Origin of the sequence: Micromonospora sp. NPDC005203 (genome assembly GCF_042872705.1) — a bacterium.
Lineage (GTDB): Bacteria > Actinomycetota > Actinomycetes > Mycobacteriales > Micromonosporaceae > Micromonospora.
In genome coordinates this window covers 62,842-87,375 of record NZ_JBIAKV010000017.1, presented here as the reverse complement: position 1 = coordinate 87,375, position 24,534 = coordinate 62,842, and the positions used below count along the sequence as shown (strand labels likewise).

The window sequence follows — 24,534 nt, the reverse complement described above, 5'->3', positions numbered from 1 at the left end:
GGTACGAATCGGAAATGTCATAACTTGGCCATGTGAGTAACCGACCCCTTGCTGCCGCTGGTCGACTCGTTCCTCTTCTCCGCGCCGGACTGATCGCCGGAATCGTGATCGCCGCCGCCGCGTACCCGCTCGTCGCCCTCACCGGGCTCGGCGCGAAGGCCACCGCGCACGCCGTGGAGCAGAAGACCAGAGTGCTGACCACCGCCCTGCCCGCCGAGACCTCCTACGTCTACGCCCCGGACGGCAAGACCGTGCTGACCATGTTCTACGAGGAGTACCGGCAGTACACCAAGCTGTCGGACATGTCGCCGAACATCCAGCAGGCGATCATCGCCGCCGAGGACTCGCGCTTCTACCAGCACCACGGTGTCGACCCGAAGGGCGTGGCCCGCGCCTTCGTGTCCAACGCCCGCTCCGGCGGCTCCCAGGGTGCGTCGACCCTGACCATGCAGTACGTCCGGATGGCCCTGCGGGACAGCGCGACCACGCCCAAGGAGGTCCAGGAAGCCACCCAGCAGACCAGCCTGCGCAAGGTCAAGGAAATGCGGATGGCGATGGACCTGGAGAAGGAGTTGAGCAAGGAACAGATCATGGAGCGCTACCTCAACTCGGCGTACTTCGGGCACCGGGCGTACGGCATCTACGCGGCCAGCGAGATCTTCTTCTCCAAGACCCCGAAGGACCTCACCCCGGTGGAGGCCGCCACCCTCGCCGGGCTGGTCAAGTCCCCGTCCGAGTACGACCCGGCCGACTCCGACCAGAAGGAGGCCACCGGGCGGCGGGACTACGTGCTGGACCGGATGAGCCAGCTCGGTTACCTCTCCCCCGACTCAGCCGCCGCCGCGAAGGCAGAGCCGATCCGGCTGAAGCTGACCACCCCGCCGCACGACTGCGCGGCGGTGGCGGAGAAGTACAACAGCTGGGGCTTCGCCTGCGACTACCTGAAGAACTGGTGGAGCGCGCAGCCCGCCTTCGGCGCCAACCCGCTGGAACGAATGGACAAGTTGCGCCGCGGCGGCTACCGGATCGTGCTCAGCCTCGACCCGAAGATCCAGGCGGCGGCGGAGAAGAACGTCGGCAGCTTGGAGGCCACCGGCAGCCCGTTCGCCAACGGGATCGTGGTCTCCGAGCCAGGCACCGGCCGGGTGAAGGCGATGGCGGTGAACCGGACGTACTCGCTGGATCTCAGCGAGAACCCGCAGAGTTCCAACCCCGAGGCCGGGCCGAAGGTGAAGGCCAACTACCCGAACACGGTGGCGCCACTGCTGGGCGGCGGTGACCTGGCGGGCTACCAGGCCGGGTCGACGTTCAAGATGTTCCCGATGCTGGCCGCGCTGGACTCGGGGATGACGCTCTCCACCTCGTTCAACGCCCCGCACCGCTACCGGTCGCCCGTCTACGACGGCTGGGCGCCCTCCAACGCCAGCGGCGCCATGACCGGCCAGCAGACCATGTGGTCCGGCTTCGGCAAATCGGTGAACACGTACTTCGTGTGGCTGGAGGAGAAGGTCGGTGCGGACCGGGCGGTCCGGTTGGCCGAGCAGCTCGGGCTGCGGTGGCGCACCGACGTCGACCGGGACCACGCGTCCCCGGAGAAGGCGAAGAAGTGGGGCGCGTTCACCCTGGGCGTCTCCGACGCCACCCCGCTGGAGATGGCGAACGCCTACGCCGCAATCGCCGCCGACGGCCGCTACTGCGAGGCGATCCCGGTTCAGGCGATCATGAACCGGGACGGCACACCCGCCACGTACGCCACGCCGGGTGGCCTCCACCGGGAGGTGGCCAAGCCACGCTGCCGGCAGGTGGTCAGCGCGGACGCCGCCCGGGCGGCCACCGACGCCGCCCGCTGCCCAACCGGAGACACCCCGGCGCGCGGTAGCTGCGGCGGCTGGTCCACCGCCGACAGCGTGCGGGGCACGGTCGGACGCCCGGTGGCCGGCAAGACCGGTACGACCGACAGCACCCGGTCCGCCTGGTTCGTCGGCTACACCCCGGAGCTGGCCGCGGCGAGCTTCATCTCCGACCCGGACAATCCGTTCAACGCCGTGGGTGACGGGCAGTCCCAGATCCCGATCAAGGCGGTCTCGGAAACCCTCCGCGACGGCCTGAAGGGCACGCCGACCCGCCAGTTCACCCCACCGTCGGACGCGATCGTCGGCTGACCCGACGGCGGCGGCGCACCGCCACCGGAGAAGTCAGGCCGGCACCCCGCCGGACTCCACGGGCACCACCTCGGCCGTCGGGTCGGCCGCCGCGGCGGCGGCCAACCGGGCGGCCGTGGCCGGATGACCGGCCCAGTGCAGGGTGAGCTGCGAGGCGTGCACGTTGCGCCAGACGAAGCCCTCCGGCGTGCCGCCCTCCCAGCTCCACGCCGGGCGCTGACCAGCACGGGGGGTGAGCACCGCCCGGTGCGCCTTGTGGCCGACAAGCACCGTGCCGTGGGCGGCGACCACGCTGTCGGTCTGGGCGGTCGCCTCCCGGTAGCCGGCCACCAGGCCGTCCCGACTGACACCGACCGCGTCGAGGACCCCACACATCGGCAGCCCGTCCAGCTCGCGGGCCAGCCAGAGCAGCCCGGCGCCCTCGGCGATCACCGGACGGCCGGTCCGCGCCAACTCGGCCACGGCGATGCAGAGCCGCCGGTTGGCCGACAACTGCTCGGCGTACGCCTCGGGCAACGCGCCGCCGACGACAAGCGCGCGGGTGCCGACCGGCAGCGCCTCGTCGCGCAGCGGGTCGACGACGACGACCTCCGCGCCGGCGGCCCGCAACAGTTCAGTGGTCTCCGGGTGGCTGAAGCTGCCGCCCGGCCCACCGGCAACCGCCACCAGCGGCCGGTTCGCCGGGGGCGGGAACGCGCCGAGGGCCTCCTCGGGAGACCACGCCGGTGCCGGCAGCGGCGGGGCCGAGCGGGCCAGCCCGAGAAGCCGTTCCAGATCCACCGTGGCGGCGACGGCCTCGCCCAGCCGGCTGACCGCACGGACGGCGTCGGCCGACCCGTCGACCACCGGCGCCACCCCGTGCCGCCGCGACGGCAGCACCGCCGGCAGGTCCTGGCGACGTAGCGCGCCGTAGACCGGCACCCCCACGTCGTCCAGCGCCTCGCGCAGCATCCCCTCGTGCCGCGACGACGCCACCCGGTTGAGGATCACCCCACCGAGCCACAACTGCTCGTCGTACGAGCGGAAACCGTGCACCAGGGCCGCCACCGACTGACCCATCGCGGCCACGTCGACAACGAGCACCACCGGGCTGCGCAGCGCGGCTGCCGCGGCGGCGGTGGACTCCTGCTCGGGGCGGCCACCGACCGCGTCGTACAGCCCCATGCTGCCCTGCACCACGGCGAGCCCGGCACCGGCCGCGCCGTGCGCCACCAGCGGTGCGAGCCGGTCGGTGCCGACCAGCCGGGGATCGATCACCCGACCTGGCCGACCGGCGGCCAGACCGAGGTACGCGGCGTCGACGTGGTCCGGCCCGAGCTTGAACCCGGCGACGTCGACCCCACGCTCAGCCAGGGCGGCGAGCAGCCCGATCGCCAGCGCGTTCTTACCGTGCCCGGAGGACGGCGCGCTGAGCACCAGGCGCGGCACGACGGTCATCATCGACTCCTCGCGAGCGGCGGCGGGTACGCGACGGGGACGACCGCGGCCGATCCGTCGGCGTGACGATACCCGCCCCGTTGTCGGGGCGAGCACCGCCAACCGGGGCCGGCGGCGCGGTGCCGGCCCGGTCCAGGTCAGTGGCGCCGGTCATACGGGTAGCCTCATGCTGTGTACCGGTTCCTGCTGAGCCCACGCTGGCTGGGCGCTCTCGCGCTGACCCTGGTCGCCGCCGCCGTGATGGTGTTCCTCGGCAACTGGCAGCTGGACCGCTACCGGGGGCGTACCGAGGTCAACGAGCGGATCGACGCGGGCCAGCGGATGACCCCGACGCCGCTCACCGACGCCCTGCGTGCCCCCACCGGCGGCGCGGGGACGGTCGGCCCCGCGCCGGCCGAGGACAGGGTCTGGAGCCGCGTCACCGTCACCGGCCGGTACGACCCGACGAACACCGTGCTGGTCCGTGGCCGGACGGTGGACAGCCGGGTCGGCTTCGAGGTGCTCACCCCGCTGGTGCTCACGGACGGCACGGCGCTGCTCGTGGATCGGGGTTGGATCCCGCCGGCGCCGGGTGGGGCGACCGCGCAGCCGTCGGTGCCCGCCGTGCCGACCGGCGATGTGACGGTGGTCGGTCGGGTGCACGAGACCGAGAGCGGCGCCGGCGCGGTGGCGCGGCGCGACGGGCGACTGGAGATCCGCCGGATCGGTGTGTCGCGACTCGCTGGCCAGCTGCCCTACCCCGTCTACGGCGCGTACCTGCTGCTCGACGAGCAGACCCCGGCGGCCGATCCGGTGTTCAAGGCGGTGCCCGTCGGGCACGCCAACAACTGGCAGAACTTCGGCTACGTCGTGCAGTGGTGGCTCTTCGCGGTGATGTCCCTGTTCGGCTACGGCTGGGTGGCTCGCCGGGAGGCCCGCCGCGCCGCCGGGATCGGTGTCACCGCGGCCCCGGTGGACCGCGCCGCCGAGCCGACGCCGAGCGCGACCGCCTGACCGAGGCCCGGCGTCGGCGTCGGCGTCGGCGTCCCAAACAGACACTCGGGGGCATGCGGGACGACAGGACAGCCGGTAGCCTGCGCCACGTGACGATCCCGTGTTGGAGGTCTCGGTGAGTTCGGATCCCACGGCCGCACAGCCGGAGCCGGTGACCCAACCGCAACCGCCGATCGATCCGTGGACCGCCGCGTCGTCGACCACGCAGCTGCCGACCACCCCGCCGACGACACCCTTCCCGAGGGTGCCGCCGCAGGCCACACCGCCTCCGGCACCGCCGTATCCGGCGCAGCCGACACCGTTCTCGTCGCCACCCGCGACGCCGTTCTCCGGCCCGCCCGCGCAGCACTCGACGCCGCCCGGCGGGGCGTGGCCGGCGGCCGGGCCGTACCCTCCGTCGCCGGTGTCGGCGCACCCGGCAGCGCTCGCGTTCGGCGGGCCGGAGGTGGTCGCGGTGCAGATCGCCGAGATCGCGGTTTGCCCACCGGTCATCCGCACGCCCACCGGAGTGCTGCCGTTGGCCGGTGCCACCTGGCACGTGGCCGACTACTGGCAGCGCGAGGAGAAGGTGGCGACCTGGGCGCTGGTCTGCGCCATCGTCGGGTTCTTCTGCCTGTTCGTCTTGAGTCTGCTGTTCCTGCTGGTCAAGGAGACCCGGCACCACGGCACGGTGCAGGTGACGGTCACCAACGGCGCGCAGCAGTACGTGGCCCGGATTCCGGTCGCCGATCAGGCTCAGGTGGCGCACATCAACAACCAGGTGAACTACGCGAGGTCGTTGTCCGGAAGGTGACCCGGGCTGGTCAGCCGACGGGACGGCCGGTGTGGATGGCGCGGACCGCGTCGATGGTGTCCGCCTCGGCGGCGGACTTGTCGTCGCGGTACCGCACGACCCGGGCGAACCGCAGCGCCATCCCCCCGGGATAGCGCGAGCTGGTCTGCACCCCGTCGAAGGCGATTTCCACCACCTGCTCGGGGCGGACCCGCACCACCCAGTCGCCGCGCTCCACGGCGAGGTCGAGGAAACGCTCGGTCTGCCAGCGCAGCAACTCGTCGGTGAGCCCCTTGAACGTCTTGCCGAGCATGACGAAGCCAGCCGTCTGCGGGTCGCGCGCACCCAGATGCAGGTTGGACAGCCAGCCCTTGCGCCGCCCGCTGCCCCACTCGACGGCGAGCACCACCAGGTCGAGGGTGTGCCGGGGCTTGACCTTGACCCAGGCGGCACCGCGCCGGCCGGCGTCGTAGGGGGCATCCGGCGCCTTGACCACCACGCCCTCCTGCCCGGCGTCGAGCGCGGCGGCGAACGCGGCGGCGGCCTGCTCCGGGCCGTCGACCTCCATCCGCCCGACCAGCAGCGACGAATCCACCGCACCGGCGAGGGCGGCCCACCGTTCGCGGCCGGGCAGGTCGATCAGATCTTGACCATCGAGGTGCAGCAGGTCGAAGAAGTACGGAGTGAGCACCGTCGCGCCCGTGCTGGCGGCGGCCGCGAGCACCGCCGGGGCGACAGGTGTGCGCCCGGTGGTGCTCGGGGTGGTGCGGCGGGCGGCCCGGCTCGACGTCTGCTGGAACGGCAGTGGTCGCCCGGTCTCGTCGAGGCCGATCGCCTCCCCGTCGAGCACCAACTCCCGCCCCGGCAGGGACCGGACCGCGGCGACCACCTCGGGCACCCGGGCGGTGATCTCGTCGAGGCTGCGGGTGAAGACGGCGATGTCCGCGCCGGAGCGGTGCACCTGGATGCGGATGCCGTCGAGCTTCACGTCGACCACCGCCGGCGTGCCCGTCGCGGCGAGCGCCTCGTCGACCGAGGGGGCGCTCTGCGCGAGCATCGGCGCCAACGGTCGGCCGACCCGAAGGCCGAAGCCGGCCAGTTCGGCAGCTCCTCCGGCCAGCGCGGCCACCGCCACGGCACGCAGGTCACCGGCGAGCAGCAGCGCCCGACGGACCGCGGCCACCGGCACGTCGGCGGCCCGCGCCACCGCGTCGGCGAGAAGACCGGCCTGGGCGCCCTGCCGCAACTCGCCACTGAACAGACCGGTGAGCAGACGCTGCTCGTCGGCCGTCGCCGCCGCGTAGAGGGCACCGAGCAGCGCTCGACGCCGAGTCTGTGAACCGGTGCCGTGCACCGCGGCGATCTGCTCGATGGCCGCGTCGACGGCGGCCACGGTCAGCGTCGGCTCGGCAGCCGGTGGCGGCAGGTCACGAAGGCTCGCATAGCCCACCCCGGTCTGCCGTTGGCGCAGCTCACCCGAGAGGTAGCCGGCACCGGGCTCGACCTCGGCCGGGTCGAGCCGGCGCAACGCGTCAGCGAGCAGCTCCACCTTGGCCCGTCGGCCGCTGGTGGCGCCGACGGCCGCGGACGTCGCTGCCAGATCGAGGAAACGCACGCCGCCCATCCTGCCAGTCACCTCCGACACCGCCCGGGCATTGCCGTGCCCGGGCGGTGTCGGCGGGGTGCCGCCCACCTGCGCGGACGACGGTTCGGGGCCTGCGGCAGGCCGTCCAGGCCGCAGGAAACAGGCGGCTAGGCGGACACGGGCTCCTCGATGCGCAACCCCCGCGCACGGACCTCGCCAGCGACCCGGGAGAGCACCGAGTCGAGGGCGACCAGGGCGGCGGAGAGCTCACCGAGCTGTTCGTTGAGCGTGTCCTCGGACCACGCGGAGACGTCGACATCTCCCAATGCGCTGACGGCGGCCCCCAACCGGGCCATCACCTCGTTCGTACTCATGTACGAAAGGCTATAACATCCGACCATCCGACACGCCGTAAAATCCCAGATCAGACCGGAAGTTGCCGTTCCGACACCTACCTCCCCGCTGCGGCCACCTTGCCCAGCAGCAGCGCCTCGGCGAGGCAGACCCGGGCGAACTCCCCCAGGTGCAGACTCTCGTTCGGGCCGTGCGCGCGGGCGTGTGGATCCTCCACACCGGTCACCAGGATCGCCGCGTTCGGGAACATCTCCTGGAACGTGGCGATGAACGGGATCGAACCGCCGATGCCGATGTCCACCGGGTCGGTGCCGTCCCAGGCGGCCCGGAACGCCGCGCGGGCGGCGTCGAACATCGGCCCGGACGCGTCGATCACGCACGGGTTGCCGTCGTGCTCCAGGCTGACGGTCACCTGGGCGCCCCACGGGGCGTGCTTTTCCAGGTGGGCGCGCACCGCCGCGTACGCCCGCTTCGGGTCGTCCCCCGGCGCGAGGCGGACGTTGAGCTTCGCCTTGGCGGCCGGCACCAGGGCGTTCGGCGCCTCGCCGGTGGCCGGCGCGTCGATGCCGAGCACCGCCACGGCGGGCTTGGTCCAGAGCCGGTCGGTGAGCTGTCCGGTGCCGACGAACTGCACGCCCTCGGCCAGGCCGGCCTCGGCGCGGAACCGGTCCTCCGGGTAGTCGACGGTGGCCCCCGCACGGCTGACCAGCCCGTCCACCACCACGTCACCGGCGTCGTCGTGCAGGCTCGCCAGCAGCCGGACCAGCGCGGTGAGCGCGTCCGGGACGGCGCCGCCGAACATGCCGCTGTGCACCGCGTGGTCCAGCGTGCGCACCTCGACGAAACAGTTGACGACGCCGCGCAGCGAGGTGGTCAACGCCGGTACGCCCACGTCCCAGTTGCTGGAGTCGGCGATCACGATGACATCCGAGGTGATCTGGTCGCGGTGCTCGGCGAGCAGCCGCTCCAGCGAGTCGGAGCCGTACTCCTCCTCACCCTCGATGAAGAGCACCACGCCGACCGGCAGCGCCTCCCCGTACGCCCGCAGTGCCGCCACGTGCGCCATGACGCCGGCCTTGTCGTCGGCCGCGCCCCGGGCGTAGAGCCGGCCGTTCCGCTCCACCGGCTCGAACGGGTCGGACTCCCACAGCGACCGGTCGCCGACCGGCTGCACGTCGTGGTGGGCGTAGAGCAGAACGGTCGGCGCGCCGGGCGGGGCGGCTCGACGACCGATCACCGCCGGCTGGCCACCGGAACGCACGATGTCGACGTCCAGGCCGCAGCCGCGCAGCAACTCGGCGACCGCCTCGGCGGAGCGTTCCACGTGGGAATGGTCGAAACCCTCGAAGGCGATGCCGGGGATGCGGACGAGGCGTTCCAGGTCGGCACGGACGCCGGGCATCTCCCGCTCGACGGCGGCCCGCACCTCGGACTCGGACATGATCGGTGAGGTCATGACCGGAATCGTATGCCGGCCTTACCGGGGCGTGCCGGCGGAGCCCGTACCGTCACCGCCGTCCGCCGGGCCGGCGCCCGGGGCGGCCCGACCGGCGCGCTGCGCGCGGCCCGCCGCCTCGGTGGCGGCATCCACCCACGAGCGGGCCCGACCGGCGGTGCCGCCGACCCACTCGCCGACGTCGCTCGCGCCGTCGCCGAACCGGCGCAGCAGCCCGACCAGCGGGTCGGTGGAGCGGCTGAACTCCTCCCGGTACGAGTCGGCAGCCGCCTTGATCTCCTCGGAGACGCTCGTCGAGCTGTCCTCGTCGCGGCGCGGATAGTCCCCGCCCAGCACCCGCCCGTACGCCCCGGAGTCGATCCACTGGCGCAGTTGCGCCGCCCGTGCCACCGGCGCGGGATGGGTGCTCCACGCCGTCATCCGGATCTTGTGCAGGCTGTCGCGCAGGTCCCCGCCCCCGGCGTACTCGGCGGCCTGCTCCAGGAACGCGGTCGTGTCGATCTGGGACAGGTCACCGCCGCCGGCGAGCTTCATCAGCAGCCGCAGCGCGGCGGCCGGGTCCTGCCCGGCGAGCAGACCGGCCCGGTCGGCGGACAGCTCCGCCTTGCGCCACCACTCCAGCATCGCGGCGATGATCGCCCGCAGCGCGATCGCGCCGACCGGCAACCAGCTCAGGTTGGCCGCCCACCGAGTGAGGATCATGAGCATGGTCTTGTAGACCGCGTGCCCGCTGCCCACGTGCCCCAACTCGTGGCCGAGCAGACAGCGCAGCTCGTCCTCGTCGAGCTGCTGCACGCAGGCGGAGTTCAGCACGATGAACGGCCGCTCCAGCCCGACCGCCTCGGCACCCAACCAGGGCGACTGGGTCACGTACAGCTCGGGCAGCTCGGCCACGTCGAGCGCCGCCGCGGCCTCGGTGTAGCGCTGCCACACCGCCGGGTACTGCCGGTGGTCGACCCGGATGCCGGAGGCCAGCATGGAGAGCCGGAACCCGCGCTCGTTCCACATGCCGAAGAACGACCGCACCACGTCGTCGAAACCGCGCAGCTCCCGCAGGGCGACAAGGGCCCCCCGGTCGGCCGGATGCTCCCAGGCCCGCGAGCTGATCCCGGTGAGCGTGGTCCGGCGCCGCGCGGGCAGGTCCGTTGCCGACATGATGAGTCCCCCGTTCGCCGCGCGCCCTGAGCGCTCTCGCGTGGTGCTTCTGGCGTCGTCGTGCTCGCGTCGTGCTGCTCGCGTCGTGCTGCTCGCGTCGTGCTGCTCGCGTCGTCCTTCTGACGTCGTGCTGGTCGCGTCGTGCATGTCGCATCGTGCCGGAGGCGGTGCCGCTCGTCCACTGCCCGCTCAACGGATGCGCGCGTAGTAGCGGTCCGCGTCGTACGGCAGCGTCGGCGCGCCATCCACGAGCAGGTCGGCGCGGTCGGCCGTGCCGTCGGCGGCGAAGTGCGCCCGCTCCCCGGCGTGCCAGCGACGCAGCTCGGGCAGGATCTCCGACCCGTCCCGAGCGACCGCGCGGGCCAGCCGCACCGACGCGGGCGCGGTGACGAACACCGCCAGGGTCACCTCCGGCCGGACCACCGCGCGGGCAGCGGTGACCCCCTCCACCACCAGCACCGGCGCCACCGGCACCGGCACCGGCCGGGCCAGGAAGCGCTGCCGCACCCAGCTGTAGCGCCGGTAGGCACCAGGTTTTCCTTCGCGCAGCGGCGCGAGCACCTCCTCGTCGAGCCGGGGCCAGAAGGTGACCTGGTCGTCCCAACCGTCCAACAGGTCGTCGGTGTGTACGACGGGCGGGCGAGCACCGCCGAGCCGCACCGCCAGGGCATCCGCGAGGTGCGCGGCAAACCGGCTCTTACCCGCGCCGCTCGGCCCGTCGACCGCGACGAGCCGGGTCCGCCCCAACCGCGCCGGGCCCGCGAGCACCCGACGAGCCAACTCGGCGTACGCCTCGACAACCACCACGCCCGGCCGGTCCCCGGCCTTGTCGGCGGCCTCCAGTTCGTTGGCAGGCCCGGCCTTGCCGGCGTCCCCCAACTCGTCGGCGTTACCGGCCCGGTCGGCGTCCTCCAACTCGTCGGCGTTACCGGCCCGGTCGGCGGCCCCCAACTCGTCGGCGTTACCGGCCTTGCCGGTCGGGGGTCCTGCCGTGTTCAGGGCTTTGCGGCCCGACACCGGCCGGCCGGTGTCGGGGCTCAGCACAGCCTCGCCTGCTGCATGACCGAAGTATGCCGCCGCGACAGCGGATGATCGACTCCAGATCACTGATGTCGCGGTATCCCGATCGCGGGAAGCCGCGACATCCCTGACGTCGAGTGGATCACGCTGCAACAGCAGTCGACGTGGGCCATTCCGACACGTCCGGCTGACCACCCCGGGCAAGCGCCGTCACGTCCGGGGGAATTGGGGCGGTGATGGGTGACGGACGACCCGTTCGCCGCCCGGGGCGCTACCAAATCGGCATGATCGGGTGGTGCTCCGAGACGTGATGAGCCCCGGCATCGACGCCCTACTCGAACAGGCCCGCGCCGGGCTGCACCGACTGACTCCGCAGCAGACCGTCGAGGCGGTCCGCGGCGGCGCGCTGCTGGTCGACACCCGCACCGACCTGCAACGCCGCGAACAGGGCGACCTGCCGGGTGCGGTCGTCATCGACCGGACCGTGCTGGAATGGCGGCTCGATCCGGCCAGCGCCTGGCGGATCCCCGAAGCCACCGGCTACGACCGGGAGATCGTGCTGGTGTGCCGGCAGGGCTACAGCTCCAGCCTCGCCGCCGCCAGCCTGCAGACCCTCGGTCTACGCCGGGCGACCGACATGATCGGCGGCGTGGACGCCTGGCTCGCCGCCGGTCTGCCCACGACCGACCGGCCAGCCGACATCCGCCCCTGAATCCCACCGCCCCGCCGGCGCGCTGCCGACGCCCAGATCAGGATCGCGCTCGATCCCGAAACCAGGCCCCTCCCATCGCCCGCGAGGCCACTACAACCAGGACAACGCCGTTGCGCTAGAGCGGTAGCCGACGGGTCAACCCGCCGCTGACTGTCGGGGCTTGTAGATCAGGCCACGCCAAGCAGGAGAATCGCGCCGATCTTGCACTTTCTGTCGCCGATTTAAGCGGGAATGCGCCCTAATGTTAGGGCAGAAAGTGCAAGATCGCGACGCAGGCTCGGGTGACGATCAGTCGTTCCGACTAACGCAACGGCGTTGACGACCAGGATCGTGCACGATCATGGGGAGGCGGTGACTCGCGAGGGCGCCGCGAACGCCCCGGGCACGGCCCGGTTTCCGTCACTCCGTATAGGACGGGGTCAGGACGGTGGCGGGCCGGGTGGAATGAAGGGTAGGCCGGCGGGTGGGCCGGCTTCGATGAGGCGCCAGAGGGCAACGGTGTCCAGGTGCTCCTCGACCAGGTCGCCGAGCAGGTCGAGTGAACGCTCCCGGGCGGCGGCGAAGCTGGTCGTCGGCGCGACCCGGAATCCGCTGCGCCCGGCCAGGCGAGCCGCCTCGGTGAGGAACCACCTGCGGAACCCGTCGGACTCGAACGCCCCGTGCCAGTGCGTGCCGTGCACCGCGCCGAGCACGGCTCCCTCGCCGACACCGTCGTCGCCGGTCAGCAACGGGGCCAGGGTGGGGTCGGTGTGCGAAATGTATCCGTGGTGGATCTCGTAACCACGCACCGCGAGGTCGCCATGGGCGGTGCCCACCGACTGTCGGACGGTCTTGCGGGGATCGAAGGTGATCTCGATGGGCAGCAGGCCGAGCCCCGGTACGCTGCCCCGCCGGCTCTCCACCGTGTCGTGGATGGCGCGGCCGAGCATCTGAAAGCCGCCGCAGAGGCCGAGCAGTGGCTTACCGGCCGCCACGTGGGTGACCACCGCGTCGGCGAGACCCGTCTCGCGCAGCCAGGCCAGGTCGGCGACGGTGGACTTGGAGCCAGGCAGGACGACCAGGTCGGCGGCGGCCAACTCGGCCGGCTCGATGGTGAGACGTACGCGAACGCCCGGTTCGGTGGCCAGGGCCTCCACGTCGGTCGCGTTGCTGATCCGGGGTAGCCGAACGACAGCCACGTCCAACCACTCGGTGCCGTGCGGGGCCGCCGGGCGGCCGAGCACCCGGCCGTAGGCGAGGGAGTCTTCCGCATCGAGCCACAGGTCCAGTGCCCAGGGCAGCACTCCGTACGTGGGCCGACCCGTGACGTGACGCAGCATGTCCAGCCCTGGCTGGAGCAGCCCTCGGTCACCCCGGAACTTGTTGATTACGAAGCCGGCGATCAGTGCCTGGTCCGCCGAATCCAGGAGGGCCACGGTGCCGAACATCGAGGCGAAGACGCCGCCACGGTCGATGTCGCCCACCACGATGGTGGGCAGGTTGGCGTGCCGGGCCAGCCCCATGTTGACGTAGTCACCGGCCCGTAGGTTGATCTCCGCGGGGCTGCCGGCGCCCTCGCAGATCACCACGTCGTACGCCTCGCGCAGCTCAGCGAGTGCGGCGTACGCGGTCTCGGCGAGCCGGGGACGCAGGTGCCGGAACGTGCCGGCGGTGATCGTGTCGACCGCCTCGCCGAGCAGGACCACCTGACTGGCCAGGTCGCTGCCCGGCTTGAGCAGGACCGGGTTGAACCGCAGGTCGGGGGCGAGGCCACAGGCAGCGGCCTGCATGGCCTGGGCCCGTCCGATCTCGCCGCCGCGTCCGTCCGGCCCGACGACCACCGCCGAGTTGTTCGACATGTTCTGTGCCTTGTACGGCGCCACCTTCACGCCCTGCCGGTGCAGCCAACGACAGATGCCGGCGGTGAGCACGCTCTTGCCGGCGTCGGAGGTCGTGCCGGCGACCAGCAGCCCGCCGCTCACCGCCCCCTCCCCGCTCCGACGGCTCGCAGCCCGCGCCCGCCGGCGCCAACCAGCCTGCGCCCACCGCCTGCGCCAACCAGCCTGCGCCCACCGCTTGCGGCGACGGGACCGAGCCCACCGACCAGGGCGCCCAACCCGCGCCCTCCGGTCACCGCAGAAAACCCGCGCCCTCCGGTCACGGCGGACAACCCGCGCCCTCCGGTCACGGCGGACAACCCGCGCCCTCCGGTCACGGCGGACAACCCGCGCCGACTCACGACGCCGACCAGCCGGCCGAAGGTCACCGGGTACGCGGCGGCCAGCCCGACCGCGGCCAGCCCGACCGAGCCGGAGATCCGGGCGGCCCGCTTGAGGTGGCGCGCCTCCGGGCGGGGGCCGTCGCCGAGGAACGGCCGCACCTCGGAGCGCCCGAAGTAGACGTTGCGACCACCGAGGCGGACGCCGAGCGCGCCGGCCATCGCCGCCTCGCACTGGCCGGCGTTGGGGCTCGGATGATCGTTGCGGTCACGCCGCCATACCCGCCAGGCCCGTTGCCGATCCCCGTGGGCGACCGGCGCGACCGCGATGGTGAGCAGCCCGGTCAGCCTCGACGGCACCAGGTTGAGGACATCGTCCAACCGCGCGGCCGGCGTGCCGAATCGGGCGTAGCGCGCCGACCGGTGCCCGACCATCGCGTCGAGGGTGTTTGCCGCCCGGTAGCCCAGCAGGCCGGGCAGGCCGGCGACCGCGCCCCAGACCAGAGGGGCGACAACCGCGTCGGAGGTGTTCTCGGCGACCGACTCGACGGTGGCGCGGGCCAACTCCGACTCGCCCAACGTCGACGGGTCCCGCCCACAGAGGTGGCCGAGGCGTCGCCGGGCGGCGGGCAGATCACCGTCACGCAGCGTCCGACCCATGGTGGTGGCTTCGTGGCGAAGCGTGCGACCACCCAGCACGGTCCAGGTGCCGGCGGCCACCAGCGCCGCCCGGGTCACCGGCCGGTGGCGGGTAGCCGCGGCGGCGACCGCCCCGAGCAGCACCGGCCCGCCCACGGCCAGCGCGGTGAACGCGGTGCCCGCCATCCGATCCGGGCGGTAGAGGCGGCGCTCCAACGCACTCGCGGCCTGCCCGAAGCCCGCCACCGGGTGCCACCGGCGCGGATCACCGAGCAGCCTGTCCAGCGCGTACCCGGCCAGCAACCCCACCGCGTTCGCCACCGGCGCGGTCCGTCGCACGTGCACCACCTCCCAGGCCGGCCAGCCTAGACGAGCGTCCCGGAAACCGGCCCGACCCACGGCGCTCCCAGGCGGCCAGCGCCTGCTGGCGGACCGCAGCCGACGATCCGCCACTGACCCCTCCGCCGCCGTCACGCGGGGTGACGACGCTGGTCGCGCCGCCACCCCGCCGCCGTCGTGTCAGGCCACGTAGACCGTCCTGCCGCAGCGACGGCGAAATGCACCGGATCTCGTATCGCCCGGCTGCCGCCCCGATCCGTGATCCTCGAACCGCCGCGCGCCCCAAACCGATCGGTCAGGCCGGCTGCGGGATCCTTCCCCGACCACGCCGCCCGCGGCCGGCCGGCGGCGGCTCCGGCTGCCCCTCGTCCGGCACCGGCCCCAACTCGTCGTACGGGTCGTGGTCGCCGCCGTTGTCATTCGCCTCGGGTGGGATCCCCGACTCGCCGTCGAGACCCGCCGGGACGGTGCCCTGCCCGATCTGCCCGCTGGTCGGGGTAACACCGCCGGACGAGGCGAGCTGGCCGGACGAGGAGGAATCGTCGGTCGGAGGACCATCGGCGTCCATCGGGTCGTCGATATACGGACTGGTTCGCAGCGCGGCGTAGTCGGGCAGCTCGAAGTCGTCATCCAGCGGGCGGTCGTCGGGGAGTATGGGCTCGTGCCCGGCCGGCACCGGCTCGGTGGGCTCGCCGTGCACCCGGCTCTCGGCCTCGGCGTCCTCCACGGTGCTGGTGGTCATGCTCGGTCGGTTGCGCAGGAATCGGGCTCGACCGCGGGACAGGTCGTGGCCGACGGCAACTGCCTCCAACTCGTAGACGGCGCGGTGGTTGCCGGCGTCGTCAGTCCAGTCCCGGGTGTAGAGCCGCCCGCAGACCACCACCGGATCGCCAACCATCACGGAGGCCGCCACGCCTTCGGCGAGCTTGCGCCAGCAGTTGACACGTACGCGCAGCGAATTGCCGTCGACCCACCTGCCGCTGTCGCGGTCGAGTCGGCGGGCGGTGGAGGCGACCTTGAAGTTGGCCACCAGTGTGTTGCTCTGGCTGGTGCGTCGCCATTCGGGGGCAGTCAGCACGTTTCCGACAATTGTTACGTAGGTGTCGAACATCGTCCCTCCAGGGGGATCGGGGCCTGCGAACGCGAGTCGACTCGACACCGAGCCTGGGCGCTGCGGGCGAGCCGCACCAGCGCCCAACCCGAACCTGTGGACGACGAACCGACCTGTGGACAAAGCCCTGATCACGCCCTGATGTGGTACGGCCGACCCGGCCACCGTGGTGCGGCCGACCCGGCCACCCGGGCGTCGGCGGTTTCCGAGACCAACCACTTGGGGTAAGCACTTGATCAACGCACCACCGACAGCTTCACGTCGACGAGAGGTCAGCTTCATGATGATCACCAGAATCGGCTCCGTGATCGCTTCCGAGGCACGGCGATGAGCGCCGCGGCGAACCCGGCCACCGTCGCCGAGTGCCTGCGGGTGGGCACCGGGTTCTCGCAGGGCGACCGCAACTGGATCGCCGAGCAGTTCGCCACGCTCGACGCTCGGCTGGCCAGCTTCCACGCCGATGCCACCGAGCTGGAGGTGTCGGTGAAGGACCGGGAGGCACGTGGCCAGAAGGTCACCCTGGAGTGCTGGATCGCTGGCCGACAGAAGATCGTCACCACCTCCGCCGAGGAGGACCTGCACGCCGCGCTCAACGACGTCCGCGACGACCTGCGCCGCCGGCTCAACGACGCCAAGACCCGCCAGGAGCCCCGGCACAACAAGCACCTGCGCGACATCCCGCAGCCCCAGGGCGAGCTGGACCCCACCGACGAGCAGGGCCCCGAGCGCGCCGACACGGAGACTGCCTGACCTCACCCGCTCCGCGATCTTGCACTGTCGTATTCCCGGTCAGTGCAAGATCGCGGGAGCACGGGTCGAGGGCTACCGTTCGGTAGGTTGGCGGCGTAGCGTCGCGTTCGTGGAACCGGACGTGTTGGGACCGCCGTACGAGCGGCAGACGATCGACCTGGGCACCGACGACGAAGGACCGGTCGTCGCGACCCTGGTCCGGCGCCGGGCCGAGCGGCCCAGCGGGCGGGCCGTCCTCTACGTGCACGGGTTCGTCGACTACTTCTTCCAGACCCACCTGGCCGACTTCTTCGCCGAGCGCGGCTGGGACTTCTACGCGCTCGACCTGCGCAAATACGGGCGCAGCCTGCTCCCGGGCCAGACCCCGAACTTCTGCCGCGACATCAGCGACTACTACCCCGAGCTGGACGCCGCCGCCGAGATCATCCGCAACGACGACGGGCACGACACCCTGCTGGCGATGGGCCACTCCACCGGTGGTCTGATCCTCTCGCTCTGGGCGGACGCCCGCCGCGACACCGGCACCGTCGACGGCCTGGTCCTCAACAGCCCCTTCTTCGACCTGAACGCCCCCTGGGCGGTGCGCCGACCCCTCGCGGCCGCCGTCTCCCAACTGGGCCGCAGGGCGCCGCACCGCATCCTGCCGTTCGGGCTGGGCACCGTGTACGGCGAGAGCCTCCACTCCGACCACCGCGGCGAGTGGACCTATGACCTGGCGTGGAAGCCGCTGGCCGGATTTCCGGTCCGCGCCGGCTGGCTGAACGCGATCCGCACCGGCCAGCGCCGGCTGCGCGCCGGTCTGGACATCCCGGTGCCGGTGCTGCTGGCCTGCTCGACCCGCTCCTTCCGGGGCACCCGGTGGCACGACAACGCGACCCTGGCCGACGCCGTTCTGGACGTCGAGCACATGGTCCGCTATGCGCCCCGCCTCGGTCGCCACGTCACAGTGGCCCGCTTCGACGGCGGGCTGCACGACCTCACGCTCTCCGGTCCGGCCGTCCGCAAGAAGGTCTTCGACGAGGTCGGCCGCTGGGCCGAGGCGTTCCTCGCCGCCGGCCCCACCGCCCCCGAAGCGGCAGGCGCGGCGACAGCCGGCTGACCGGTCCGGAGGACGACGCGGCTCGCAGCTCAGCCGTGGTCGCTCGAGCGGGGCGTGGGTCAGGCGTCGCCGGGCGTCGCCGGGAGGACCGCACGGATCCGGTCGAAGGTCGCCACCGGATGCGCGCCGATGCCAGGCAACACCAGGCCCAGGCAGTACGGCGACAACTCCCCCGTGGCGTCGAGCTGGACGACGAAGACCGGAGCGCCCACGTACCCCTTCGGCAGCTCGGTGATGATCCGTACGGCGTCCCCGTCTCGGACCACCCGCTCGATCGCGACCTCCAGCGGACGCGACCCGTCCTCGCGTACACCGTGGGCCAGCACGAAAGCGGAACCGGCGTCGGCGGTGAGGCGGGCGACCACCTCGGGCCCGGCGGCGATCCCCGCGGGCACCGGCTGGACGCGCCAGCGCCAGCCGCCGTCCCCGGCGTACCGGTGCAGACCCGCGGTCGGCAGCACCGCGACGCCGTCGCCCGGGAAGCGGGACCAGCCGGGCACGATCTCGATCGCGGGAACGGCGGCCGGGGCGACCCCGGCCGGCTCGGTGACGCTCGCCCGCAACCCCAGCTCACCACCCGGCGTGCCGACCAGGTCGGCCGCCGTCAGCAGCGACTCCCCCACCGGGTCGTCGCCATCCTGGAAGAAGAACGCGGTGCCGACATCGGCGCCCGACCGGAACGGCAGGATGGCCCGACCGACGATCTGGCACAGCTCGTAGGCGACGTCGCTCTCGACGTCGGGATCCAGCAGCACCAGCCAAAGGTACGGTCCGGGGCCAGGTCGGTCCGCGGGAACCCGAATGCCCGACCCGCGATCGACGTGAGACCCTGCTCGGCAACGTGGACGCGGGCACCCTTTTCGCCACCGGGCAGTAGGGCGGCGGTACCCTCTGGGCGCGACATCCACGCCACACGCGCCCGTAGCTCAGCGGATAGAGCAGGGGACTTCTAATCCCAAGGCCGCAGGTTCGAATCCTGCCGGGCGCACCCTTTTCCACCGCAGGTCAGGGGCCTTTCGGTCGCGGGCGATCGTCGCCGGCTTCGGGATCTTCCAGCCTCCGGGCGATCTGTTCGATGGCGATGAGGTCTTCCGGGCGAGCCGGTCGATGAGGTGGCGTCGTACTGACTCGACGTGGGCCGGTGCGGCCTTTCGAGTGCGTCCCGACCTTGCGCAGTGAGGACGAGGAAGCAGCCTCTGAACGGCCCCTGCCCTGGCGGGAGGGGCCGTGTGACGCGCGTGGAGCCCGGTGGGATGCCGGGAAGCGGACGGCCTGCACGCGCCCGACGATGCCGACCGGAGCAGGTGCGGCCTCTTCAGCCGTCGCACACCGTCTTGGCATAGCGGGCAAAGCCCCCGAGCGTATGGAACGTGGTGACGTAGCCGCCGTGCTCCTCGCCCTCCCACCGCTTGGTGAGGATCACGGCGGAGCCGGTCCGGCCGCGCATCTCGCTGATCCGGAACGGGAAATCTTCCACTGGCCCACCGCCCTCGTTCCACGAGCGCAGGTCGTAGATCTGGTCGTCGTCCAGGGTGGGTGGTGCCAGCTTCGTCTGCCAGCCGGCCGCCGGGTCGAGCAGCACAACCTCCTCTGCGGTGCGGGCGCTGCGGCCGGGATCGGAATCGAGCTGAATCACCCTGTCGGTGACCCTGCCGTCTTCTTCGCCGAGATAGAGGGTGATCCGGTCAGTCCTCTTGCCCCGGCACCAGTCGAACACCCCAACCAGCCGCCCGTCGGCGTCCAGCCGTACCCCGACCGCGCCCTCTTTGACCGGGCTGCAGCCGGTCAGCCCTGCCAGCACCAACGCGCCGATCAGTCCCAGTGACCCCGTCCGTCGCATTCCTTCAGCCTGAGCACCGACGGTCACCAGGTGGTCACGACGAGAGGACGGCTTGACGGCATCGATGATCGGCTTCCACGGGGAGGGAGTGCCAGTCGCGTAACCCCTGTCGAAGGAGGAGACCCGGCTCTATGACTCTGGCCTACTCAACGCTGGTCGGGGCTTCACGTACTGCTGGCGGGGGAACAGGCGCGTGAGTCGCGGCAGGTGTTGTTCGATCTCGGTGAGGCTGTCGCTGTCCCAGGGCTGATCGATTGGTTCCGGGTCGAAGTACGTGCGGTGGCCCAGGGCACGAGGTTGTCGGGGTCTTGGACGGCGTGATGCCACCAGCGCTGCCCCTGGCCGCTGAGCCATGATTGGGAGTACCAGAAGGCATCGCCGCTACAGCGGCCGTCCATGATCTGGTTGGCGACGCCCCACATGGCGTAGCTGTCGATCGGGCGACGTGTCGCCTCCAAGTGGACCTGGAACTCCGCGATGAATCGCGCCGATCTTGCACTTTCTGTCGCCGATCTAAGCCGGAATGCACCCTAATGTCGGGGCAGAAAGTGCAAGATCGCGATGCAAGATCGGGTGACGAAGAGTCAATCCGCCTCGCGCAACGGCGTTGGCCGGTGCTTGCGTCCATGATCAGGCCACGGCCTTTCGACACCGACGTACCTCCGTCTGGGAGTCGGCCCGAGGCTGCGCTCCGCCCGAGGCTGTCCTTTGCCGGGACGCGAGCCGACTGTGTGGAGGGCACATGGTTACGAACTGCATGTCACCCGGGCTGCGGAGTACTACGAGAGTGAAGAGCACCTGATCGCTCTGCGCGAATGGCTCTCCCACGCGGAACGCAAGTCCAACGCCCACCCAGGGCGGATGGGTCTGGTCGGACGAGGACCGCCGGCCCCTCTATGTGTTCATCTGCGCCGATGGAAGCGTTGTTCCGTTGACCTGGTTCGAGGGTGCCATCGACATCAGGGGCCACTTCGACGGCGACGCCCACCGGGAATTCGGGAGCCGCGCCGAGGACTTTCAGGCACACCTTCCGGGCGACGGCGAGCGGTACGCCCCGAGTCGTGTCCTTCCCCGCAGTGATGAGAGGTGCGGACGCCCACGGCTCGGACGGTCGTCCTGATGCCAACGAGGTCTCACCCCCGTAGACGACGAACGGCCCCTGCCCTGGCGGGAGGGACCGTGTGGCTCTCGGCGTCACAGGTGCGGGAGGCCACAGCGTGGGGGTGTTCAGCCCTGCTGGTAGCGCTCGTTGCGTCGAAGGGCCTCTTCGAGTTGGTCCTCAAGAATGATGATCCGGCAGGCCGAGACGATGTCGGTGCCCTGGTCGCACATCTCCCGGGCTCGCGCGGCAAGGCGCAGCTGATAGCGGGAGTAGCGGCGGTGCCCGCCACCTGAGCGCTGCGGGTCGATCAGTTTGGCGTCGCCGAGCCGACGGAGGAAGTCCTGGGAGCAGCCGAGGATCTCGGCGGCACGGCCCATGGTGTAGGCGGGGTAGTCCTCGTCGTCGAGCATGTCGTCCGATTGGGTCATAGAACCTCCATCACGAGGGCCCCGGTGCTCGAAAGCACCGGGGCCCAAGGGTTGTGGGTCAGGAACACCATCTGCCGACAGAACGTCGGCTTGTCTTGTCCACACCGGCCGTCAACGACGGCATCGGGTGCGAGGATCGCATATGCGTGACCGGAGACCACCTCTCGTTCGATGGAAACTGCGGTGTCCGCGCCCAGCCCACGACTGCGGCTGGCTGCGGGCGATCCAACGGTGTAATGCCCTCCCTTGCCTCTGATTTCTCTGCCATTCTTCGTGCTGTCCGTCGGTGTCCGAGCCCCACGCGACTTCCTTGGCCCTGACACGTACGACGAACCCTTGCGTACCTCGGGTGAAGCCCTGAACGAGCCTCGGCCTCACCCGCAACTTCTCGTGCGTAACACCAACTGCGACAGAACCCGAGCGGGCCCTACAACTTCCTGGCCCAGCTCCTTCGCCCTCGGGTGGGGCGGCACGTCAGCGTCTTTACTTGCTCCGTCTTCGACCTCAGGAACATTAGCGCACCCCAGCAAGAATATCTAGCGCTTCGCACAGAGATTTTCTCTGTCGACGTGAGCAACCCCGTCGGCCGTGCGGCTCAGCACGACGCCGGCGGCTCGGGCAGACGCCGCGCAGCCGACCAGAAACACCCGGCGGGTGTCTACGGGCTGGCCCACCTACGGCGTTAATAGGGCGTGACGTTCGAGGAGTACGCGTTCGCTCGCACATCGGCGCTGATCCGGCTCGCCCGGCTGCTGACCGATGACGAGCATCGAGCCGAGGACCTCGTTCAGGAGGTCCTCGCCATGGCGTACGCCCGGTGGGGACGCATCTCCCGGACGGACCGACCGGACGCCTACGTCCGTCGGATGCTCGTCAACGCCCACCACTCGTGGTGGCGTCGGCGCAGCAGCCGGGAGGTCTCGGTCGCCGCCGTGACGGACCGGGCAGGCACCGCCGACGAGGCCGCCGCGCTCGCCGAACGCGACGCGTTGTGGCAGCTCGTCCGTGAGCTGCCGACCCGTCAGCGCACCGTGATCGTGCTGCGCTATTACGAGGATCTGGACGACGTGATGATCGCCGAGATCATGGGGTGTTCGGCCGGCACCGTCCGCACCCACGCGAAGCGTGCCCTGGCCGCGCTGCGGAAGCGGCAGGATGCCACGATCCCCGCCCGGACAGGAGGGTTCTGATGCTCAGCGACCTCGATCAGCAGCTCGCCGCGACGCTCAAGCAGCGTGCGGGTGGCGACATCGACCCGACACCGATCGTGGAACAGGCCCGTCAGCGGGGTCGACGGCTTCGACGCCGGCACCGCGGGTTCGTCGCCGGGGGTGTGGCAGCGGCGTGTGTCGCTCTCACCGCGGTGGTGGTGGCGATGCCGATCGGCGGGGGCACCGACGAGCCGATCGTGCCGGCCGCAGCGCTCCTACTGCCGGAAGCGTCTGGGCCGGCCGGCGCCACCGCACGCCCGGAGGACGTCGGTGTCGATCCGGGCGTGGTGCACTTCTCGGCCGACTCCCTCATCGACGGCGCCGAGTACGCGACCTGGCGCGCCGGGCGCGGCACCGAGAGCGTCGAGTTTCGGGGGCCGACCGGTCAGGCCCGGTTCGCGCTGGCGCGCAGCGTGACGTCGTTGGACGAGCTACCGCAGACGCTGTCCTCGGCTGGACGGCCGCAGGCCCGCACCGACGTGCGGATCGGCGACCGCCCGGGGGTCGCCTGGTTCGATCCGTCCGGCGACCGGAAGCTCTGGTTCGTGCGCTGGCAACCCGGCGACGGGCTCTGGGCCCAACTCGACTCGTACGCCACCAGCCGCGACGAGGCGACGGCCACGGCGAGCCGGGTCCGGTTCGACGCGGCCCACCGCTGCGTCGTGCCGTTCCGGCTGGAGTCGCTGCCGCCCGGCGGACGGCTACTCGAATGCTCGGCCACGCTCGGTCAGTCGACGCGAGGCAACTTCGTCGAGGGCTCACTCGTGGTCGGTGACGATGCCGGTCGCTGGCTGACGGTCCGGGCGCAACTCGCCCCCGGCGGCGACAAGGCCCGGCCTGGGGATCTCGTCGCCGGCCCCTACCGGGCTCGCCGGCAGGGCAGCGACGTGCTGGAGATGACCGTGCAGCCCTGTGCCGTCGAGGCGTTCCGCAAGGGTTGGGGGGACGGCTACAGCGAGTCGGAAGGCTTGGCGATCCTCGGCGGATATCGGCCGGCCCGCGACCTGGACCGCCCCGACACCTGGTGACGCACCCGACCGAGGGCGGCCGGCGGGGGTCCTGTGCCCGGTCCGGAGGGCCGACTCAGACGGGCCTCAGCAGGGCGGCCAGCGCCTCGTCGCCCTGGCCGAGCTGTCCGCCACCGGTCGACCCCGCGACCAGGAAACGCCGACATCCGTCGAGTTCCACGTACCGGTCGGGGCCGGCGGTGCCGTCGAGTGGACGCAGCACCGCGAAGCGGGACGCGGGGGTGGCGCACTCGACCACCGCCCGGCGGTTGGCCAGCGCCCGCAACACACCCGCCTGGCGTTCGGCCGGCAGCGGCCCGCCGTACACGAGATCGCCCACCGGTTTGCCACCGCCCCGCCCTGCCGGCGGCACCTGGTAGACGCAGAGGCGCAGCGGCCCGGCGGCCGGCGAACTGGCCGGCGCGGGCGGCCCGGGCCGGCCGTTGCTGGTCTCCACCCACACCAGGTCCGCCCACCGCTGCGCGCATCCGGCGGTCTCGGCGGCCGGGTCTTCGACCCGCTCGACGACGCGGCTGTCCACGGTGGTGGTCGACAGTTCGGCTAGTGCCGTCCGCACCTCCGCGCGTGGCTTGCCGCAGGTGTCCGTCGGTAGGTACGGCCGCAGCCAGCGGCCCCGGTCGTCGAGCAGCGCCAACCACGGTGGGACGATCATTTCCAGGCTGCAGGCGGTGTCCCGGTCGGATTTCTGGCTGGGCAGACGCAGTGCGGTGAGCAGCGGCGTGAGCTGCGTGGCGCGCCGCTCGGTGGCGACCTGCTCCTGCCCTGCGCCTCGGCCCGGACGCAGTTCCCGGCCGCAGAGCACGGCCGCGACCGGGGTGAACGCGGGGTCGATGCGCCCGATCCTCGGGTCGACCCCGGCGGGTGTCGGCACCCCCGTGTTCGGCACGTCCATGATCGCGCCAGCCTGGGGTGCCGCTTCGGCGCAGGAGGTCCACGTCTCGAGGATCTGCGCCGGGCCGGGCTCGCCGGCCCCGCCCGGTCCGATGGTCGTGCCGCCGCAACCACCCAGCGCCACGCCGAGCAGTGCCATCGCCAGTGCCGTTCGACCCGAGCGCATCCGGCTCACCACCTCTCCACCCGGGGATGAGACGGACGGCGGGCGCGCTCGGTTCCGGCCAGGCGGGTCGGGGCGCCAGGCCGTCGG

At 71.9% G+C, this 24,534-nt stretch carries 21 protein-coding genes, 1 tRNA gene and 1 pseudogene; 9 read left to right on the top strand and 14 right to left on the bottom strand.

Annotated features, from left to right (window positions below; translation table 11 throughout):
• The first annotated feature begins 32 nt into the window (after positions 1–32).
• On the top strand, positions 33–2,162 hold the full coding sequence (locus tag ACFYPM_RS28520) for a transglycosylase domain-containing protein (protein ID WP_387203256.1): 2,130 nt from the start codon (positions 33–35) through the stop codon (positions 2,160–2,162).
• A gap of 33 nt (positions 2,163–2,195) precedes the next feature.
• Here ACFYPM_RS28520 and ACFYPM_RS28515 read toward each other — a convergent pair whose 3' ends face one another.
• Complete coding sequence (locus tag ACFYPM_RS28515; protein WP_387203253.1) at positions 2,196–3,599, bottom strand: cobyrinate a,c-diamide synthase; 1,404 nt, start codon at positions 3,597–3,599, stop codon at positions 2,196–2,198.
• A 171-nt stretch (positions 3,600–3,770) separates the two neighbouring features.
• Between ACFYPM_RS28515 and ACFYPM_RS28510 the strand changes: the two genes are divergently transcribed.
• Together ACFYPM_RS28510 and ACFYPM_RS28505 are read left to right on the top strand one after the other, a co-directional pair.
• A complete protein-coding gene (locus ACFYPM_RS28510) occupies positions 3,771–4,592 on the top strand; it encodes an SURF1 family protein (RefSeq protein ID WP_387203250.1) in 822 nt (273 codons plus the stop codon).
• 115 nt (positions 4,593–4,707) lie between these two features.
• Positions 4,708–5,385: a hypothetical protein gene (locus ACFYPM_RS28505; protein ID WP_387203247.1), complete on the top strand. Its 678-nt coding sequence runs from the start codon at positions 4,708–4,710 to the stop codon at positions 5,383–5,385.
• Between the two features lie 10 nt (positions 5,386–5,395).
• On the opposite strand, the gene ACFYPM_RS28500 is transcribed toward ACFYPM_RS28505, so the two are convergent.
• From ACFYPM_RS28500 to ACFYPM_RS28480, 5 genes are all read right to left on the bottom strand, one after another.
• Positions 5,396–6,988: an ATP-dependent DNA ligase gene (locus ACFYPM_RS28500; RefSeq protein ID WP_387203244.1), complete on the bottom strand. Its 1,593-nt coding sequence runs from the start codon at positions 6,986–6,988 to the stop codon at positions 5,396–5,398.
• Positions 6,989–7,116: 128 nt separating this feature from the next.
• Entirely contained in the window at positions 7,117–7,323 is a 207-nt protein-coding gene (locus ACFYPM_RS28495; protein ID WP_030333429.1) for a hypothetical protein, read from the bottom strand.
• Between the two features lie 77 nt (positions 7,324–7,400).
• Entirely contained in the window at positions 7,401–8,744 is a 1,344-nt protein-coding gene (locus tag ACFYPM_RS28490) for a dipeptidase (protein WP_387203389.1), read from the bottom strand.
• 36 nt (positions 8,745–8,780) lie between these two features.
• Positions 8,781–9,914 carry a M48 family metallopeptidase gene (locus ACFYPM_RS28485; protein WP_387203241.1) on the bottom strand — a complete coding sequence of 378 codons (1,134 nt, stop codon included), beginning with the start codon at positions 9,912–9,914 and terminating at the stop codon, positions 8,781–8,783.
• 189 nt (positions 9,915–10,103) lie between these two features.
• Positions 10,104–10,865, bottom strand: coding sequence for a hypothetical protein (locus tag ACFYPM_RS28480; protein ID WP_387203386.1), 762 nt, complete (start codon positions 10,863–10,865; stop codon positions 10,104–10,106).
• A gap of 379 nt (positions 10,866–11,244) precedes the next feature.
• On the opposite strand from ACFYPM_RS28480, the gene ACFYPM_RS28475 reads away from it, so the two are divergent.
• The gene (locus ACFYPM_RS28475; RefSeq protein WP_088949799.1) at positions 11,245–11,646 is read left to right on the top strand and encodes a rhodanese-like domain-containing protein; all 402 of its coding nucleotides are present in this window, start codon (positions 11,245–11,247) and stop codon (positions 11,644–11,646) included.
• Between the two features lie 419 nt (positions 11,647–12,065).
• On the opposite strand, the gene ACFYPM_RS28470 is transcribed toward ACFYPM_RS28475, so the two are convergent.
• From ACFYPM_RS28470 to ACFYPM_RS28460, 3 genes and pseudogenes are all read right to left on the bottom strand, one after another.
• Positions 12,066–13,607 carry a cobyric acid synthase gene (locus ACFYPM_RS28470; protein WP_387203238.1) on the bottom strand — a complete coding sequence of 514 codons (1,542 nt, stop codon included), beginning with the start codon at positions 13,605–13,607 and terminating at the stop codon, positions 12,066–12,068.
• Between the two features lie 224 nt (positions 13,608–13,831).
• A pseudogene (locus tag ACFYPM_RS28465) lies at positions 13,832–14,821 on the bottom strand (cobalamin biosynthesis protein); the annotation flags it as partial.
• Between the two features lie 295 nt (positions 14,822–15,116).
• Complete coding sequence (locus ACFYPM_RS28460) at positions 15,117–15,932, bottom strand: single-stranded DNA-binding protein (protein WP_387203235.1); 816 nt, start codon at positions 15,930–15,932, stop codon at positions 15,117–15,119.
• Positions 15,933–16,259: 327 nt separating this feature from the next.
• Here ACFYPM_RS28460 and ACFYPM_RS28455 point away from each other — a divergent pair, with 327 nt between their 5' ends.
• Positions 16,260–16,682 (top strand): HPF/RaiA family ribosome-associated protein, encoded by a 423-nt coding sequence (locus tag ACFYPM_RS28455; RefSeq protein ID WP_387203232.1) that lies wholly within the window; start codon positions 16,260–16,262, stop codon positions 16,680–16,682.
• 109 nt (positions 16,683–16,791) lie between these two features.
• Positions 16,792–17,781: an alpha/beta hydrolase gene (locus tag ACFYPM_RS28450; protein ID WP_387203229.1), complete on the top strand. Its 990-nt coding sequence runs from the start codon at positions 16,792–16,794 to the stop codon at positions 17,779–17,781.
• 59 nt (positions 17,782–17,840) lie between these two features.
• On the opposite strand, the gene ACFYPM_RS28445 is transcribed toward ACFYPM_RS28450, so the two are convergent.
• Positions 17,841–18,536: a hypothetical protein gene (locus ACFYPM_RS28445; RefSeq protein WP_387203226.1), complete on the bottom strand. Its 696-nt coding sequence runs from the start codon at positions 18,534–18,536 to the stop codon at positions 17,841–17,843.
• Between the two features lie 160 nt (positions 18,537–18,696).
• Here ACFYPM_RS28445 and ACFYPM_RS28440 point away from each other — a divergent pair.
• Positions 18,697–18,769: transfer RNA gene (locus tag ACFYPM_RS28440), tRNA-Arg, on the top strand.
• Between the two features lie 327 nt (positions 18,770–19,096).
• Here the strand turns inward: ACFYPM_RS28440 and ACFYPM_RS28435 are convergent.
• The 3 genes from ACFYPM_RS28435 to ACFYPM_RS28425 form a co-directional block, all read right to left on the bottom strand.
• On the bottom strand, positions 19,097–19,621 hold the full coding sequence (locus ACFYPM_RS28435) for a hypothetical protein (RefSeq protein WP_387203383.1): 525 nt from the start codon (positions 19,619–19,621) through the stop codon (positions 19,097–19,099).
• Positions 19,622–19,785: 164 nt separating this feature from the next.
• On the bottom strand, positions 19,786–20,100 hold the full coding sequence (locus tag ACFYPM_RS28430) for a DUF4240 domain-containing protein (protein ID WP_387203380.1): 315 nt from the start codon (positions 20,098–20,100) through the stop codon (positions 19,786–19,788).
• Between the two features lie 748 nt (positions 20,101–20,848).
• Complete coding sequence (locus ACFYPM_RS28425; RefSeq protein ID WP_387203223.1) at positions 20,849–21,151, bottom strand: MerR family transcriptional regulator; 303 nt, start codon at positions 21,149–21,151, stop codon at positions 20,849–20,851.
• Between the two features lie 692 nt (positions 21,152–21,843).
• On the opposite strand from ACFYPM_RS28425, the gene ACFYPM_RS28420 reads away from it, so the two are divergent.
• Positions 21,844–22,341 (top strand): SigE family RNA polymerase sigma factor, encoded by a 498-nt coding sequence (locus ACFYPM_RS28420; RefSeq protein ID WP_387203220.1) that lies wholly within the window; start codon positions 21,844–21,846, stop codon positions 22,339–22,341.
• Positions 22,341–23,390, top strand: a complete 1,050-nt coding sequence (locus ACFYPM_RS28415; protein ID WP_387203217.1) for a hypothetical protein — start codon at positions 22,341–22,343, stop codon at positions 23,388–23,390. Before ACFYPM_RS28420 ends, ACFYPM_RS28415 begins: the two co-directional genes overlap by 1 nt.
• Positions 23,391–23,445: 55 nt before the next feature.
• Here the strand turns inward: ACFYPM_RS28415 and ACFYPM_RS28410 are convergent, their stop codons facing one another.
• The gene (locus ACFYPM_RS28410; protein ID WP_387203214.1) at positions 23,446–24,456 is read right to left on the bottom strand and encodes a hypothetical protein; all 1,011 of its coding nucleotides are present in this window, start codon (positions 24,454–24,456) and stop codon (positions 23,446–23,448) included.
• Positions 24,457–24,534 lie beyond the last annotated feature (78 nt).